The sequence below is a fragment of the Runella sp. SP2 genome (assembly GCF_003711225.1).
GTDB lineage: Bacteria > Bacteroidota > Bacteroidia > Cytophagales > Spirosomataceae > Runella.
The window spans coordinates 1105468-1121066 of record NZ_CP031030.1 but is presented as its reverse complement, the minus strand read 5'-3'; the positions used below and the strand labels follow the sequence as shown (position 1 = coordinate 1121066).

The following is a 15599-nucleotide window of genomic DNA, read 5'->3' as shown; positions in this document are numbered from 1 at the left end:
ATTGCAAAACATAAATTATGAATATTCTTCTTTTAGGTTACGGTAAAATGGGCAAAGTGATTGAACAAATCGTCCTGAGCCGTGGCCACCAAGTAGTTGGAAAAATTGACATCTCTAACCGCCACGAACTAGCGACTTTTAGCCGCAATAACGTGGATGCCGTCATCGAATTTAGTGCCCCCGAAGCGGCCTATGAAAACCTCAAATGGTGCATGAGCAAAGGCTTGCCAACCGTATGTGGAACCACAGGCTGGCTGCACCACCGCCCCGAAATTGAACAACTGTGTCTCGAAAACAAAGCGGCATTTTTCTACGCATCAAATTACAGCATCGGGGTTAATTTGTTTTTCCGCCTCAATAAGCAATTGGCCAAACTCATCGCCCCCTATTCGCAGTATTCGGTGCATACCACCGAAATCCACCATATTCATAAGTTGGATGCGCCAAGTGGAACGGCCATCACATTGGCAGAAGGTTTAATTCAACAGCTTTCTAACAAAACGGAATGGGTAAATACCGAGGAGGGTACCGAAAATCAAATCCCCATTCTATCTTTGCGCGAAGGAGAAGTTCCTGGTACTCATATTATTCGCTACGATTCTGAAGTAGATAGCATCGAAATCAAACACACTGCCCACAATCGCCAAGGGTTTGCCCTCGGCGCGGTCGTTGCTGCTGAATGGCTGGCTCCCCGCGAAGGCGTGTTTGGCATGGATGAACTGCTAGGAGAATAGTTTTTTGTTTACAATAAGAATTGTTTTTATGTCTCAACCCAAACCTAAAAAATCGGCCCTTAGAGAATGGCTCGACTCGGTCGTTTTTGCTGTTGTAGCAGCTACCCTTATTCGTTGGTTACTCCTGGAAGCGTACACCATTCCGTCGTCATCCATGGAAAAAAGCCTACTCATTGGCGACTTTTTGTTTGTAAGTAAACTCCACTACGGAGCGCGAACGCCTGGTACGCCCCTGCAAGTACCGCTTACGCACCAAACCATTTGGGGAACCAATATTCCTTCGTTTTCTACCTTAATTCAACTCCCGATGTTTCGCCTTCCAAGCTTCACATCGGTAAAACGCAACGACGTAGTTGTTTTCAACTATCCTGGCGACCCAGAAGAACCGTTTGAGGACCCGCTCGTTGGGAATGGAGGTTATAAAAACTTCCCCGTTGACTTACGTACCAACTTCATCAAACGTTGTATTGCGGTAGCAGGCGACGTGGTGGAAGTTAAAAATGGCTTGGTTTATATCAATGGAAAGGAGGGAGAAACGCCTCCGCAAGCTCAGCTAATGTACCGTTTAGAATCAAGCGATTTGCTCGACGACCGTTTCTTTGAAAATGAAGACATTCAAGATTATGGTACGTTTCCTGGTGATACGGCCAAGCCAAATCATTTTGTGTATCAAATCCGTACTACCCCTCAAATTGTGGATGGATTGAAGAAGCACAGTTTTATTCGTTCGGTCACTCACGTTGGCAGATACACTGCGGATGCTCCTGAAATGGGACTTTTCCCAGCCGCGGCCAAGCAAAACCCTGATTTTTGGGGCCCTATGCAAGTACCTAAAGAAGGTCTGACTGTCCAACTTGACTCAGCCAACGTCACCAGATATGGCTACGTGATTAAGTACTTTGACCACAACGACCCCGAGAAAGTAGTGCTCGATAAAGGTAAAGTTTCCATAGACGGCAAAGCCATTACGAGTTATACCTTTAAGCAAGATTATTACTTCATGATGGGTGACAACCGCTACGAATCAGCAGACTCACGTTTTTGGGGCTTTGTACCTGCCGACCACGTTGTAGGTAAAGCGGTTTTTATTTGGATGTCGATAGACCCAAATCCAAAGTCTATCTTAACCAAAATCCGTTGGAATCGTCTGTTTAGATTGATTGACTAGGCCTTTTGGGCAATAATAATAGCACAAAAAAGCGGCGCTGAGCCGCTTTTTTGTGTGTTTGGATACTCACACTCGTGCGTTTGGATACTCATATCCAAACGCAGGGTTTCTCAAAACCCTGTTCTGTAATCGAGGTTTTGAGAAACCTCAACCGCGGTTATATGTAACCGAGGGCACTCTCGTGCGTTTGGATATGAGTATCCAAACGCAGGGTTTCTCAAAACCCTGTTCTGTAATCGAGGTTTTGAGAAACCTCAACCGCGGTTATATGTAACCGAGGGCACTCTCGTGCGTTTGGATACTCATATCCAAACGCAGGGTTTCTCAAAACCCAATTAATCCAAAACATTCACTAACCAAAACCTCTTGCTAAAATGACTTCAACCTGTTTCTGTGGCTCCACCCTTCCCTTCGACGAATGCTGTGGGAACATTATTTCAGGAAAACGCACTGCTGTAACCGCCTTAGAGCTGATGAAATCACGCTATTCGGCGTACTGCGTCGTAGCTGGTGATTATCTGATTGCAACTACACATTCTAGCAAACGTGCTCAGTTTGATAAAGCATCCATTGAACAATGGGCAAAAGAGTCGCAATGGAAAGGGTTGAAAATTATCTCAACTGCCAAAGGTTCGGCGCTCGATTCGCAAGGAGAAGTAGCTTTCCAAGCGCTGTATATCGACGAAAGTAAAAAGAGTCGAGTGCATTACGAACACTCGCTCTTTGTGAAAGAACACAATCAGTGGTTTTATCTTTCGGGCAAAACCATTGCCATCAATCGTAATGATGATTGCCCTTGTGGCAGCGGCAAAAAATACAAAAAGTGCTGTGGGGCTTGATGATTAATTATCACCCCACAATTTCCATCGTACTCTGCCCATTTCCATTTTTGAAGAGGCGAATCTGCGTCCCAATACGCTCTTTCAATGCTTCCACGTGCGAAATAATTCCAATTGTTTTTTCACTCTCTGATTGTAGGCGCTCCAACATACTCAACGCCATATCAAGCGAGTCGGGGTCGAGGGTTCCAAAGCCTTCGTCAATAAACAAACTTTCGATGCTTACGTTTTGCGAAGCCAAATCAGAAAGAGCCAAGGCGAGGGCTAAACTAAGGGTGAAAGTTTCTCCGCCCGACAACGTATTAACTGCCCGTTGGGAATTGCCTTGGTAGGTATCTATCACAAAAAGACTTTCGGTATCTTCTTTCGGTTTATCCAAAATATAGCGGTCTGAAAGGTGTCTCAGACGTTGATTTGCCAGTCCAATTAGGTTTGAAAGCGTTAAGTTTTGGGCAAAATTGCTAAACTTATTGCCTTCGCGGTCGCCAATGTAGCGATTGAGTAAATCCCATTTTTTTCGTTCCTTGCTTAATTGTTCGAGCTCCGTTTGTAGGGTTGAAAATTTGGCCTGCTGGGTCTGGTGATTTGATAATTTAGCCCCAATTTCCGACACCTCTCGAAAATACTGGTCTCGCAAGCTTCGACTGATTTTCAATTTAAAATCAACGTCTTCTAAGGGTAATTCAGCTTGGCGAAGTTGAGCCGTTTCAAATAGTTGTTCTTCCCAAGTCTTACGATTGATAACCAACTCTTTTTCGCGGTCTTCTAGCAATTTACGTTTGGTACGACATTTTTCAACTTCTTGGTTGGGAAGCAAAAGTTCGTTGGCTTTTGCAATACTTTCAATGCCTTTGGTGGCTAAATTAGCTGTCAATGCATCAGTCAATACCTTAACTTTCTCATTCTCTTCTGCAATGGCGTTTTCGGTTTCTATTTTTTGTTTTTGCGCTATTTGTAAGGTAGTTTCCGCGTTGGTCAACGTATTCCGTAATGCTTGGCTTTCGGCACGAATATCCTTTCCAGTATAACGTTGTTGTTTTTCCAATTCCTTCGCCGACTTTCGTACCCGAAGCTCAAAAAGCACTTCATATTGCCCCAACAACTTACCTATCACGGCATTAATATCACTGATTTTCTGCCACTTAGTAATTTGTTCTTGCAGGTCACTTAGTTGCTTTTGCTCTTGAACCAATTGCTCCATTGAAGTATCCGATGCCAATCCCAGCGCCGCCAACGTTTTTTCACCTTCTTCTTTGGCTTTTCGGTACTCATCGCGAATCTTGACCAAGTTTTCGGACACTTTTGTCATTGACCCCTGCGCTTGGTTTAGCTCTGCTCCTACTTTTTGCATAGAAGCCTCCACCGCCTTCTTTTCCTTTTCGAGCAAATCTAGCTCCATTTGCACCTTGGAAAGCGCATTCACGTAGGCATGGACGTACGGGTGGTGGGTCGAACCACACAACGGACATTCCTCTCCATTTTGCAGGGCATTGCGAAGGTCTTCGAGGTTGAATTTTTGCTGTTCTTTTTCCTTCTGTACTTGAAGAACTTTCAATTTGGCCTCCATTTCAGTCATTTTTTGCTGAAGTGCGGCCCATTGAGGCTGTCGTTCGTTTACTTTTGCCGTCGATTCCTCCAACGCTTTTTTAGCATCAAGTCCTTGGGCATACCATTCGTTTCGTCGCGTCAAAGTTGCCTTGAGTTCCATCAAGGCATTTTGACGGGTTGTTAACTGAGAAAGCTCTTTTTCTGCGTCAAAATCTACCCGAAAACGCGCAACCTCTTGCTGTATTTCTTGTTTTTTTTGCTGGAGAACGGCATACGCTTCGTCTAACTTTTCAACCGAAAGTGTTCTAAGCCAAGGATGATTGGTTGTCGAAACTTCTTGTTTTATTGCCGTAAAAACAGGTCGGATTTCAGCGTTAAGTTTTTCAATTTCCGTATCAAGTTGTAAGATTTCGCCTTCAAAAACGTTCAATTCTGCCAACAAACGCTCTTTCGGAACCGATTTTTGCACCAAATGAGTAATTTGTTGATGCGTCGTTTCGATGGTAGTTGTCTGCGCCTCTATCTGGGTTTGAAGCGATTTTCTACGCTCTTCTAGCCCTTTCAACTGTGTTTGCTGTGATTGCAAAGTTGCCAGTTCCCCCGCCCATTCGCTTATTTGTTCGTGTTGGAGCAGTCTAAAAGCATCTGGCTTAAAAGTTTCTTGTTCATTTTCAAGAACTTGTACTTCTTTGAATACTTTCTCTAATTTTTGTTGAAGGTCGTAACAACGCTCCAGTACCGACTTTTCTTTTTCCCAAAACTGCACGTCTTTCTCCGCCTGAACCTGATGCGTTTCGGTCGTGATTTTGGTTTGTTGTAGTTGTAATACTTCCTCTTCGGTAAGCATCGAAACCAGCTTCAACTCTTTTTCTTTGAGTTCAAGTTGCTCTTTAAAGTGTTTATCTTTTAGATACGAAGCCGCCCCGATTTGACGATAAATTCGTTGCCCCGTAATGTCTTCCAATAACTTAGAACGGTCGTGGGCTTTGGCGCGTAAAAACTCAGCAAAACTCCCTTGCGCCAACACGATTGATTTCACAAACTGCTGGTAGGTAAGTCCAATAAGTTCTTCATTTTTTTTCGGAAACTGCGACAACCCTTTAATATCCAACAAATTACCAGAGGGAAGTTCAGCGATTTCCATTTGGTAATTGTTCCATTTGTCGTTGCGATTTCGCGAAATACTCCAGCGCGAACGATATTGCCCCCCTTTCACCTCGTATTCTACTTCAGCATAAGCTTCGGCCCTAGACTCTTCGGTGGCTTTGAGGTTGACGATGGAGCCTAATTTTTCAATTTCTGTTTTTGAAATACTGCCAAAACGCGGAATTTCATTGTACAAGGCCAGCGTGATAACGTCCAACAACGTTGACTTTCCTGCCCCCGTTGGCCCTGAAATGATAAACAAACCAGAAATCGCTAACGGATTGGTCGTAAAATCAATACAAGGATGTTCGCCGTAAAACGAATTGATATTTTTGAATCTAAGTCGAAGAATTTTCATAAATGAAATCAGTTTTGCTCGGCCACTTCCCGCCACAATTCATCAAAAGCTTCGGCCAAAAGCTGCTGGGTTTCCTCGTCAAGGTTTTCGGTTAAAAGGCGTTTTTGGAAAACATCCCGTGGTGTTAAATCCTGAATCGAAGTACCTGTTACATAAAGTTCGTCAGCCCCTTGGGTGCGGTTTGTAAAAGACAAACGTGGCTTGATGATTTTGAAAGGTGCCGCCTCAAACTCTCGAATCAAATAACCGAAATACACCTCTTTTTGTGGGTCAGCAAAAGGCTCAGTCACGTGGATTTCCACGTAAGGTGGCAGAGGAGTCGTGACTTCGTACGCATTGAGTGCGGCTTCTACTTCTTCCAAATTGCCCGTAAAGCAACGTAATTCTCGAAAAAGAGGCACCGAAATCGGCTCAATGGCTTGAATTTTATTGTCCTTGAGAGTAAGTTCTAGCACGTATTTTCGGTCGTCTCTTTCGCTAAAACTCAACGGAATCGGCGAGCCCGAATACCGAATTACGTCCGAATTAGCAATGCGTTGCGGTTTGTGAATGTGCCCCAAGGCGATGTAATCAAACCCCTCTGGGAAATACTCCGCCGAGAAGGCCGCTTCTCCCCCAATCACGTGGATGTCGCGCTCACTTTCACTCACCGACGCACCGTTGACGTACAAATGCCCCATCGCAATCGCACACTGGGCAGGGTAACGCTCGGCACACAACTGCGCGAGCTGTTCGTAATGCCCTCGAATCCCTTGGCGCAACGCCAACAAACGGTCGTCATACCCCTCACCCACGACTGATTTTCGCAAATCAGCATCGCGTAAATAAGGAACCGCTGCAATCACCACTTCTCCCTTTGCAAGAACAAGATGCACGAGTTCTTCTTCAATCGGGTCTTGCGCATTTCCAATGACTTTTATGTCCAAAAAACGCAGCAATTCACGCGGAGCATTCAGGACGCCTGGGGAGTCGTGGTTCCCCCCCGTTACCACCACATGGCAGCCCGTGCCCACCAATTGTTTGAGAAAACCATAATACTGAGTCAGGGCTTGGTTAGAGGGGTTGGCAGTATCAAATACATCACCCGACACCAATAACACATCAATTTCACGTTCTTTTATCAACGCCACTAACCAGTTCAAAAACAAGTTTTGCTCTTCTTCGAGGCTGTATTTATGCAGTTGTTTACCTAAGTGCCAATCGGCGGTATGAAGTATTTTCATGGATTTTTTTCTGCCATTGTATTGACAAAGTTCTAAAAGAACCTTCCATTTTTTGACAAGTTTGCAAAAATGCCAAAAAGGAACGGTAAATTTGCAGTAAATTTTACGAAAGAGCGCATGGTTTCTTCTTTTGCTTTTTTTGACGAGATAAAAAACTATCTACGTCAGCAGCGTGTCACCAAAGCAGCACTGTTTGGCTCATTTGCTCGTGGTGAGCAACATGAATTTAGCGACATTGATTTAGCTATTGAAAAAGAGGGAATGACATTTTTTGAATTGTTGCAAATGGAGGAAGACTTAGAAAAACTCACGCAACGTAAAATTGATATTGTTGAATTTAGTGCCATTAAGCCCTCGATTCGCCCCTATATTATCAAAGATTTAATCCGATTAGTATGAGGGATGAACGTGTATATATGCAAGATATAATTGAAAGTATTGAGCTTATATTTAATTATATTGGGGAAAAAACTGAATTTGAATTTAGTCAAAACCTTCTCATTCAAGACGCTGTGTATCGCAGTTTTGAAATCATTGGGGAAGCAACGGCTAATCTTTCTGAAGAGTTTAGACAAAAATACCCTGAAGTTGAATGGAGGTTAATGAGGGCAATGCGTAATAAACTTGCCCATGAATATTTTGGAATCTCTTCCCAAACAATTTACAATACAGTTCAACAAAACTTACCTGTACTGTTAACGAAACTTCGACATATTTATCTCAGTTTATAATTTTTTGCAGAATGCTCACCAACACGATTGAACAAACCTATTACGTCATTGATTTCGACAGCACGTTTACGCAAGTCGAAGGTCTGGACGAATTGGCTAACATTGCCCTCGCGGGCAATCCCAACCGCGAAAAAGTAGTTCAACAAATCCGTGATTTGACCGATGCCGCCATGAACGGCGAACTGTCGTTTGCGGAAGGTTTGCGCCAGCGTATTTCGCTTCTTCAAGCAAATCGCAGCCACGTCGAAGCACTGGTTGATTTTTTGCGTACCAAAGTATCAGATTCGTTTGCTCGCAACCGAGCGTTCCTCCGCGACTATTCCGACTCTATCCTTATCGTTTCGAGTGGTTTTAAGGAGTTTATTGTCCCTATCGTTACTGAATTAGGGCTCAAAGAAGAAAATGTGTATGCCAATACGTTCCGTTTTGACGCCGATGACAACATCATTGGCGTGGACGACGAAAACGTGTTGTCGCAAGATAAAGGAAAAGTAAAATTGCTCGAATCGCTGGCACTGCCTGGCGATGTCTGCGTCATTGGCGATGGCTATACCGACTACGAACTCCGCGAAGCGGGCGTAGCAAGTCGTTTTTATGCCTTCACCGAAAACGTGGAGCGGACCAAAGTAACAAGCGTCGCTGACCACGTCGTACCGTCGTTGGATGAGTTTTTGTTTTTGAACAATTTACCTCGTTCACAATCATATCCAAAGAGCCGTATCAAGATTCTTTTGCTCGAAAACGTCCATCCTGTAGCTCGTAAAGCATTTGAGGAACAAGGATTTAACGTAGAGTTTTTAAAAGGTGCTTTGGACGAAGACGAGTTGATTGAAAAAATCAAGGACGTTACCATTTTGGGCATTCGTTCCAAAACAAACGTTACGCGTCGCGTTCTTGAAAATGCGCCGCGTTTGATTGCCATCGGTGCTTTTTGCATCGGCACCAACCAAATTGACCTCAAAGCTGCTACCGAAAAAGGAATCGCCGTTTTTAATGCCCCTTACAGCAACACGCGTTCGGTGGTGGAATTGGCCGTGGGCGAAATGATTATGCTCATTCGTAACGTGGTGACCAAAAGCAACGGGATGCACGAAGGTAAGTGGGACAAATCGGCCAACAATAGCTTTGAAGTTCGTGGTAAAAAACTGGGCCTCGTTGGCTATGGCCACATCGGAACGCAGCTTTCGGTCATCGGTGAAGCCCTCGGTATGGAGGTTTATTTCTACGATGTAGTGGATAAAATGCCCATCGGAAATGCCAAAAAACTCAAGTCGTTGGACGACCTTTTGCGTATTGCCGACGTGGTGAGTATGCACATCGACGGTCGGAAGGACAATAAAAACGTCATCGGCAAACGTGAGTTTGAGTTGATGAAAGATGGCGTAGTATTCTTGAACCTTGCCCGTGGCCACGTGGTGGACGTCGAAGCCTTGGTGGAAGCCCTCAAAAGCGGCAAAGTATGGGGCGCTGGGGTTGACGTGTTCCCGTATGAACCCAAGACTAACAACGAACCTTTTGAAAGCGAACTTCGTGGATTGCCCAACGTGATTCTAACTCCGCACATTGGGGGTAGCACCGAAGAAGCCCAAGAAGGCATTGGCCACTACGTGCCTGAGCGCTTACTCGAATACATCAACAACGGTAGCACAACGGGCAGTGTCAACTTCCCTGAAGTGCAACTTCCGCTCCTCAAAGGCTCGCACCGTTTGTTGCACATTCACAAAAATGTACCTGGTATTTTGGCCAAACTCAACAACATTTTTGCCAAATACAATGTTAACATTACAGGTCAATACCTCAAAACCAACGAGCAAATTGGCTACGTCATTATGGACGTAGAACGCAGTTATGAGGACGGGTTCATTGACGAAATCAAGAACGTTGAAGAAACGATTAAGTTTCGGATGTTATACTAAATAGACTTCTCCCAACTTCCCGAAAATTTAAACTTTCGGGAAGTTTTTCTTTTAAAAGTATGGTCGCCTTTGCCAACGCCAAAATCAATATCGGGCTTCAAATCACCGAAAAACGCCCCGACGGATTTCACAACATTGCTTCTTGTTTTTACCCCGTAGGTTGGTCAGATGTCGTTGAAATCATTCCCACCACTGAATTTAGTTTTAGTTCTTCAGGCATTGATATCCCAGGCGACCCTGCCAAAAATCTCTGTGTAAAAGCCTACGAATTGCTGAAGGCTGATTTTGATTTGCCGCCAGTGGCCATGCACTTACTCAAAATCGTCCCCATTGGTGCGGGTATGGGTGGTGGTTCTTCGGATGCTGCTTTTGTGCTGAAACTCCTGAACGATACTTTCAAACTATCGCTTTCTACGGCCGACCTCCAAAATTATGCCCGACGCTTGGGCAGCGACTGTGCTTTTTTTATCGAAAACCAACCTCAGTTCTGTTTTGAAAAAGGAGACCAATTTGAAGACATTTCGCTCTCACTCAAAGGTAAAGGCATTGTCCTGGTCTATCCAAACCTCCACATCTCCACCGCCGAAGCCTACGCGGGTGTGGTTCCCCAAAAAACGGAGGTAGATTTACGTGAAGCATTGCAACGCCCCATCGAAGAATGGCGTCATTGGGTAAAGAATGATTTTGAGAACGGTCTCTTTCAAAAATACCCCGTTTTACCTCAAATAAAAGCCCAGTTGTACGAACACGGCGCCTCGTACGCCAGCATGACGGGTTCGGGTTCAACCGTGTTTGGAATTTTTGAGAAAGTGACCGATTTACAGAACATTTTTAGTCCTTACACCGTTTGGAATGGAGAACTCACTTGATTTTTGACCTTCACTTGACCGCTAAACACCATGGCAAAAGCCTTCATCGAAAAAGAAAATCGTTTCACCAAACGCCGTGAACCTTTCAACTTTATGCTTTGGCTGGGGCTAGCGGGAAGTCTGTTTCTGTTCACGCTTCTGTTGGGGGTGTATGTCATGCGAAAATCAGTGGGAGTCCATTGGACGGATGTGCCACTTCCTTCACTTTTTTGGGTGAGTACGTGCCTGATTATTGCCAGCAGTGTTACCCTGCACGGTGCTAATCTTGCCTTACAAAAAGACCAGTTTCCCAAATTCCGTACTTTTATTGGAGCCACCCTTGGCTTGGGCATCTTGTTTGTCATTTTACAATTTTTGGGTTGGGTTCAGCTTATTCAGGCGGGCATTTCAACCGTCAATAATCCTTCTGTTGGCTTTATTTACCTTCTTTCTGGTCTTCATATTCTACACATTGTCATCGGGGTTGCGGTGTTGGCGTGGGCGGTGTATCAATCCATCAAAAACCACAGCTACGTGGACGCTTTTGTCTTTAGTGTCAACCCTCCCAATCAGCTTAAAATAAAACTCATCACCATTTATTGGCACTTTGTTGATGTGCTTTGGTTGTACGTATTCGGCTTTTTGTTGTACCACCACGGATGGTAAGAAGGTAGGCTTTTTGGTTTAGATTCTCTAACTTCGCGGCCTATCCTATTGCAAACATTCTCATAGCCATGTCTGTAGCCGACCGCATTAACGAACTGACCGAACGTCTCAATTTTTACAACCATCGGTATTACCAAGATAGCGTTTCTGAAATCAGCGATTACGAGTTTGACCAACTTCTGGAAGAGCTTGCTTCGCTCGAAAATCAATACCCCGACCTCAAACGCCCCGATTCTCCCACCCAACGCGTAGGAGGGACTATTACCAAAAATTTTGTAACCGTCGAGCACCGTTACCCTATGCTTTCGTTGGGAAATACCTACAACGAGCAAGACCTCCGTGACTTTGACGAACGGGTAAGAAAAGGGCTCAATGGCGCTGATTTTGAATACGTTTGCGAATTAAAATTTGACGGAATTTCGCTCAGTATGACATACGAGAATGGTGTATTAGTACGAGGTGTAACTCGGGGCGACGGCGTTCGAGGCGATGACATCACGGCCAACGTCCGAACCATCAAAACAATGCCGTTGAAAGTACAAGAGTCGAAATCCAACTTTGCCCTTCGCCCCTTGCCCCCTGCGTTTGAAGTCCGTGGGGAAGGTTTTATGCCTATTTCGTCCTTTGAAAAACTCAACAAAGAACTCGAAGAGGCCGACGAACAAACCTACGCCAACCCACGCAATGCGGCGTCGGGCGCGTTTAAACTTCAAGATTCTGCGGAGTCAGCACGACGTGGATTGGACTGTTACGTATATTATTTTTTGAGCGACGAAGAGGTGTTCGAAACCCATTCCGAGAGCCTCGAAGCCCTCAAAGCGTGGGGCTTCAACGTGTCGCCTTCGTGGGAAAAATGCGCTACCATCGACGACGTTCTGGCTTACATTCACCAGTGGGAACAAAAGCGTCATACGCTTCCTTTGGCGACGGACGGGATTGTTATCAAAGTAAATTCGCTCGCCCAACAACGTGAATTAGGCTTTACGGCCAAAAGTCCGCGCTGGGCGATTGCCTACAAATACAAAGCAGAAAACAAGCCAGGTGTTTTGCGTTCAGTTTCGTACCAAGTCGGGCGAACTGGGGCTTTGACGCCCGTGGCCAACTTAGACAACCTCAACGAAGACGGCAAGGGTCTTTGGTTATCGGGCACCCGCGTGAAACGTGCTTCCTTGCACAATGCCAACGAAATCGAACGCCTTGGCCTCATGCTCAACGATGTGGTTTTTGTGGAAAAAGGCGGTGAAATCATCCCAAAAATTACGGGCGTGGACACCGCAGCACGAGCCTCCCGCTCGCTCACGCCCATCCAATACCCGACGCACTGTCCCGAATGCGCTACACCGCTCATTCGCAAGGAAGGCGAAGCCAACCACTATTGCCCCAACGACCGCGGTTGCCCTCCCCAAATCCGTGGTAAAATCGAGCATTTTATTCACCGTAAAGCCATGAATTTGGACAGTTTGGGCGAAGGAAAAATTGAGTTATTGTTCGACAAAGGACTCCTTCAAACCCCCGCCGATTTGTACGACCTTACCTACGAAAAGCTGTTTGGTTTGGAAAAAGTCATCACCGACGAAGAAACGGGAAAAACCAAGCGAATTGGGTTCAAGGAAAAGACGGTTGAAAATATTTTGAAGGGGATTGAACAATCAAAACAAGTTTCGTTCAAGCAAGTTTTGTTTGCCATCGGAATTCGTTTTGTTGGTGCTACGGTGGCCGAAAAATTGGCTGCGTATTTCAAAAACATCGACGCGCTGATGAATGCTGATTTGGAAGCACTGCGTAACGTCCCCGAAATCGGTGAAAAAATTGCCCAAAGTTTGATAGAATACTTTGCCGACGACCAAAACCGTGCTTACATTGAGCGTCTCCGTGCCGCAGGTCTCAAGATGGAAACCGACGACCTTCCTGTCGTAATGGAATCAAACACCCTCGAAGGGAAAACGTTCTTATATTCAGGCACGTTTGCCAGCATGAGCCGCGAACAACTTGAAAATAAAATTGAGGCCAACGGCGGAAAACTTGTTAGCGGGGTTTCGGGAAAACTTAACTTCTTGATTGTGGGTGAAAAAGCGGGAGCTTCCAAACTCGACAAAGCCACGAAATTAGGCGTCAAAATGATTTCTGAAACGGAGTTTTTGGAAATGTTGGGCGAGTAACGGTGGGTTATTTCTATATTTGTACAAAAACAAAGCACATGTCCACTATTCAATTAGACACTAGCAGCGATAAGTACTTAATCACTCTTGACAAATCTATGTTTGATAAAGAGTGGTTACTACGTTTGATGGAAAAACTACGAACAGAGGAACTAGCTCATCAACTCGATTTTGACCAATCGGTTGAAGAAATAGGTGAAACTATCAAAAGTGATTGGTGGAGTAAAAACAAGGAGCGTTTTATTAATGAGTAAAATTGCAGTTGTAATCGACACTAACATTGTATTCAAAGCACTGCGTTTGAAACATTCAATTATAAGAGAAGTTCTTTCTCAAGAACAATACAGATTTTACGCTCCAAAGTTTTTAATTGTAGAAATTTTCAAACACAAAGAAAAAATTTTAAAGAATAATGCTCAATTAGAAGATGAATTCTACGAGTATTTGAATCTTCTTCTACAGAAAATCACCTTCATCAATGAAGATTTTATTTCGATTGGAAGTTTCGTAGAAGCTTATCGGCTATGCAAACTTATTGACGAAAAAGACACTCCCTTTGTAGCTCTAACTCTTCAATTAGATTGCTTATTTTGGACCTACGACCAGCCCATTAAAGATGGCTTAAAACGTCAAGGTTTTAATCAATTTTTCGAAATGTGATAGCACGCATGAATCAAAATCGCCTTATTCTGAGCAGTCCTTTGCTCGAAATTATGATCAGTCGGCTGTGTCAACAGCTGCTCGAAAACCACCAAGATTTTTCGGATTCTGTCTTGTTGGGGCTTCAACCCCGTGGTATTTATTTTGCCGAACGCGTTGCCCACGAACTTCGCCAAATAACTAGTTCTAATATTCCACTTGGATATTTGGACGCTACCTTTTACCGCGATGATTTTCGTCGTCGCGAACCCTTAAAAGCCAACGCCACCAAAATCAATTTCGTGATTGAAGGCAAAAAAGTGATTTTGATTGACGATGTGCTTGCCACGGGTCGGATGGTTCGCGCTGCGCTCGATGCCATGCAAGCCTTCGGTCGCCCCCGCAAAGTGGAGCTTTTGGTGCTCATCGACCGTCAGTACAACCGCGAAATCCCCGTTGAACCCGATTACACAGGCATGAAAGTCAACACCCTTGATTCTCAGCGTGTATTGGTTGAATGGAAAGAACAAGGCAACGACGCCGACCGCATTTGGTTGGTTGATTAGGGAGCATTTATTTGTTAACCGTTATTTGGTTAATTGTATTGATAAAATTCGTCAATCCCATGACTTTAGAACAAGCACAACAAGAAGTAGATACGTGGATTAAAACCTACGGGGTACGCTATTTTAGCGAATTGACCAATATGACTATTTTGACCGAAGAAGTGGGAGAATTAGCCCGCATTATGGCCCGTACCTACGGTGACCAATCGTTCAAAAAATCCGATTTAGAGAAGAATTTGGCGGATGAAATGGCCGATGTCCTGTGGGTACTCATGTGCTTGGCCAACCAAACTGGCGTCGATTTGACAGAGGCTTTTCAGAAAAATTTGGACAAAAAAACCAAACGCGACGCGACGCGCCACCACGAAAACGAGAAGCTCAAGTAGTTTATTGACTGCGTTTTGCCAACGCCAAATAAGCCCCAAGCCCGAGCATCATCACGCCCGTTACTTTGTTTTGAATGCGGGCAAAATTGGGCAATTGGTTCAAGTAAGCACCTGCTTTTCCAAACAATACCGCCACCAAACAATTAACAACAGTTCCCGAAAAGTTAAACCAAATTCCTAAACCCAATACTTGCCATTTGAAATCGGGCGAATGTGGGTCGGAAAATTGGGGTAAAAAGGCCAAGAAAAACAACGCCACTTTGGGATTCAACACGTTGGTATAAACCCCTTGCCAAAACATTTTTTTCAAGGAAATGGCTTCCATTTTACCCTCTGTTGATAAATTGCTCGTCGATCTGAGTGCCATGATTCCCAAATAACACAGATAAGCCACACCCAAGTACTTCACAATATTGAACGCCAAAGCCGATTCGGCAATCAGTACCGACAGCCCCAATACAGCGGCCAATGTGTGTACTACACACCCTCCCGCAATTCCCAAAGCCGAAACAATTCCTGCTTTTGTTCCTTGTGAGGTGCTTCGAGTAGCGACGTAAATCATGTCCGAACCTGGCGTTAGGTTCAGCATTAACGTCGCAAAGGCAAATACAATAAATTGTTGATAGTCAATCATATATCTACTATTTTCAACCTCCCAAAAGTTTATAACCT

16 protein-coding genes are annotated in these 15599 nt (G+C 44.6%); 13 read left to right on the top strand and 3 right to left on the bottom strand.

From position 1 onward, the window contains the following. Positions 1 to 17: 17 nt before the first annotated feature. The 3 genes from dapB to DTQ70_RS04720 all read left to right on the top strand — a co-directional run bounded on the left by dapB (position 18) and on the right by DTQ70_RS04720 (position 2741). Positions 18 to 734 carry a 4-hydroxy-tetrahydrodipicolinate reductase gene (gene dapB, locus DTQ70_RS04730; RefSeq protein WP_122929746.1) on the top strand — a complete coding sequence of 239 codons (717 nt, stop codon included), beginning with the start codon at positions 18 to 20 and terminating at the stop codon, positions 732 to 734. 28 nt (positions 735 to 762) lie between these two features. Next, positions 763 to 1902 carry a signal peptidase I gene (gene lepB / locus DTQ70_RS04725; RefSeq protein ID WP_122929745.1) on the top strand — a complete coding sequence of 380 codons (1140 nt, stop codon included), beginning with the start codon at positions 763 to 765 and terminating at the stop codon, positions 1900 to 1902. A gap of 374 nt (positions 1903 to 2276) precedes the next feature. Continuing rightward, a complete protein-coding gene (locus DTQ70_RS04720; RefSeq protein ID WP_122929744.1) occupies positions 2277 to 2741 on the top strand; it encodes a YchJ family protein in 465 nt (154 codons plus the stop codon). Between the two features lie 10 nt (positions 2742 to 2751). Here DTQ70_RS04720 and DTQ70_RS04715 read toward each other — a convergent pair whose 3' ends face one another. Both DTQ70_RS04715 and sbcD read right to left on the bottom strand, forming a co-directional pair. Next, on the bottom strand, positions 2752 to 5793 hold the full coding sequence (locus DTQ70_RS04715) for an AAA family ATPase (RefSeq protein WP_122929743.1): 3042 nt from the start codon (positions 5791 to 5793) through the stop codon (positions 2752 to 2754). Between the two features lie 8 nt (positions 5794 to 5801). Beyond that, entirely contained in the window at positions 5802 to 7016 is a 1215-nt protein-coding gene (gene sbcD, locus DTQ70_RS04710; protein WP_122929742.1) for an exonuclease subunit SbcD, read from the bottom strand. A 69-nt stretch (positions 7017 to 7085) separates the two neighbouring features. On the opposite strand from sbcD, the gene DTQ70_RS04705 reads away from it, so the two are divergent. From DTQ70_RS04705 to DTQ70_RS04660, 10 genes are all read left to right on the top strand, one after another. Beyond that, entirely contained in the window at positions 7086 to 7415 is a 330-nt protein-coding gene (locus DTQ70_RS04705) for a nucleotidyltransferase family protein (RefSeq protein WP_206019631.1), read from the top strand. Further along, positions 7412 to 7747, top strand: coding sequence for a DUF86 domain-containing protein (locus tag DTQ70_RS04700; RefSeq protein ID WP_122929741.1), 336 nt, complete (start codon positions 7412 to 7414; stop codon positions 7745 to 7747). Before DTQ70_RS04705 ends, DTQ70_RS04700 begins: the two co-directional genes overlap by 4 nt. An 11-nt stretch (positions 7748 to 7758) precedes the next feature. Beyond that, positions 7759 to 9663: a phosphoglycerate dehydrogenase gene (serA, locus tag DTQ70_RS04695; protein ID WP_122929740.1), complete on the top strand. Its 1905-nt coding sequence runs from the start codon at positions 7759 to 7761 to the stop codon at positions 9661 to 9663. Positions 9664 to 9722: 59 nt separating this feature from the next. Then, the gene (gene ispE / locus DTQ70_RS04690; protein ID WP_122929739.1) at positions 9723 to 10532 is read left to right on the top strand and encodes a 4-(cytidine 5'-diphospho)-2-C-methyl-D-erythritol kinase; all 810 of its coding nucleotides are present in this window, start codon (positions 9723 to 9725) and stop codon (positions 10530 to 10532) included. 30 nt (positions 10533 to 10562) lie between these two features. Then, positions 10563 to 11177, top strand: coding sequence for a cytochrome c oxidase subunit 3 (locus tag DTQ70_RS04685; protein ID WP_229600069.1), 615 nt, complete (start codon positions 10563 to 10565; stop codon positions 11175 to 11177). Positions 11178 to 11245: 68 nt separating this feature from the next. Next, positions 11246 to 13336 (top strand): NAD-dependent DNA ligase LigA, encoded by a 2091-nt coding sequence (ligA, locus tag DTQ70_RS04680; RefSeq protein WP_122929738.1) that lies wholly within the window; start codon positions 11246 to 11248, stop codon positions 13334 to 13336. Between the two features lie 38 nt (positions 13337 to 13374). Further along, positions 13375 to 13590 (top strand): hypothetical protein, encoded by a 216-nt coding sequence (locus tag DTQ70_RS04675; protein ID WP_122929737.1) that lies wholly within the window; start codon positions 13375 to 13377, stop codon positions 13588 to 13590. After that, positions 13583 to 13996: a PIN domain-containing protein gene (locus DTQ70_RS04670; protein WP_122929736.1), complete on the top strand. Its 414-nt coding sequence runs from the start codon at positions 13583 to 13585 to the stop codon at positions 13994 to 13996. Before DTQ70_RS04675 ends, DTQ70_RS04670 begins: the two co-directional genes overlap by 8 nt. Positions 13997 to 14004: 8 nt before the next feature. Continuing rightward, positions 14005 to 14541 carry a bifunctional pyr operon transcriptional regulator/uracil phosphoribosyltransferase PyrR gene (gene pyrR, locus DTQ70_RS04665; RefSeq protein ID WP_122929735.1) on the top strand — a complete coding sequence of 179 codons (537 nt, stop codon included), beginning with the start codon at positions 14005 to 14007 and terminating at the stop codon, positions 14539 to 14541. A 59-nt stretch (positions 14542 to 14600) separates the two neighbouring features. After that, a complete protein-coding gene (locus DTQ70_RS04660) occupies positions 14601 to 14927 on the top strand; it encodes a nucleotide pyrophosphohydrolase (protein ID WP_122929734.1) in 327 nt (108 codons plus the stop codon). A gap of 1 nt (position 14928) precedes the next feature. Here DTQ70_RS04660 and DTQ70_RS04655 read toward each other — a convergent pair whose 3' ends face one another. Next, positions 14929 to 15561 (bottom strand): LysE family translocator, encoded by a 633-nt coding sequence (locus tag DTQ70_RS04655; RefSeq protein ID WP_206019630.1) that lies wholly within the window; start codon positions 15559 to 15561, stop codon positions 14929 to 14931. Positions 15562 to 15599 lie beyond the last annotated feature (38 nt).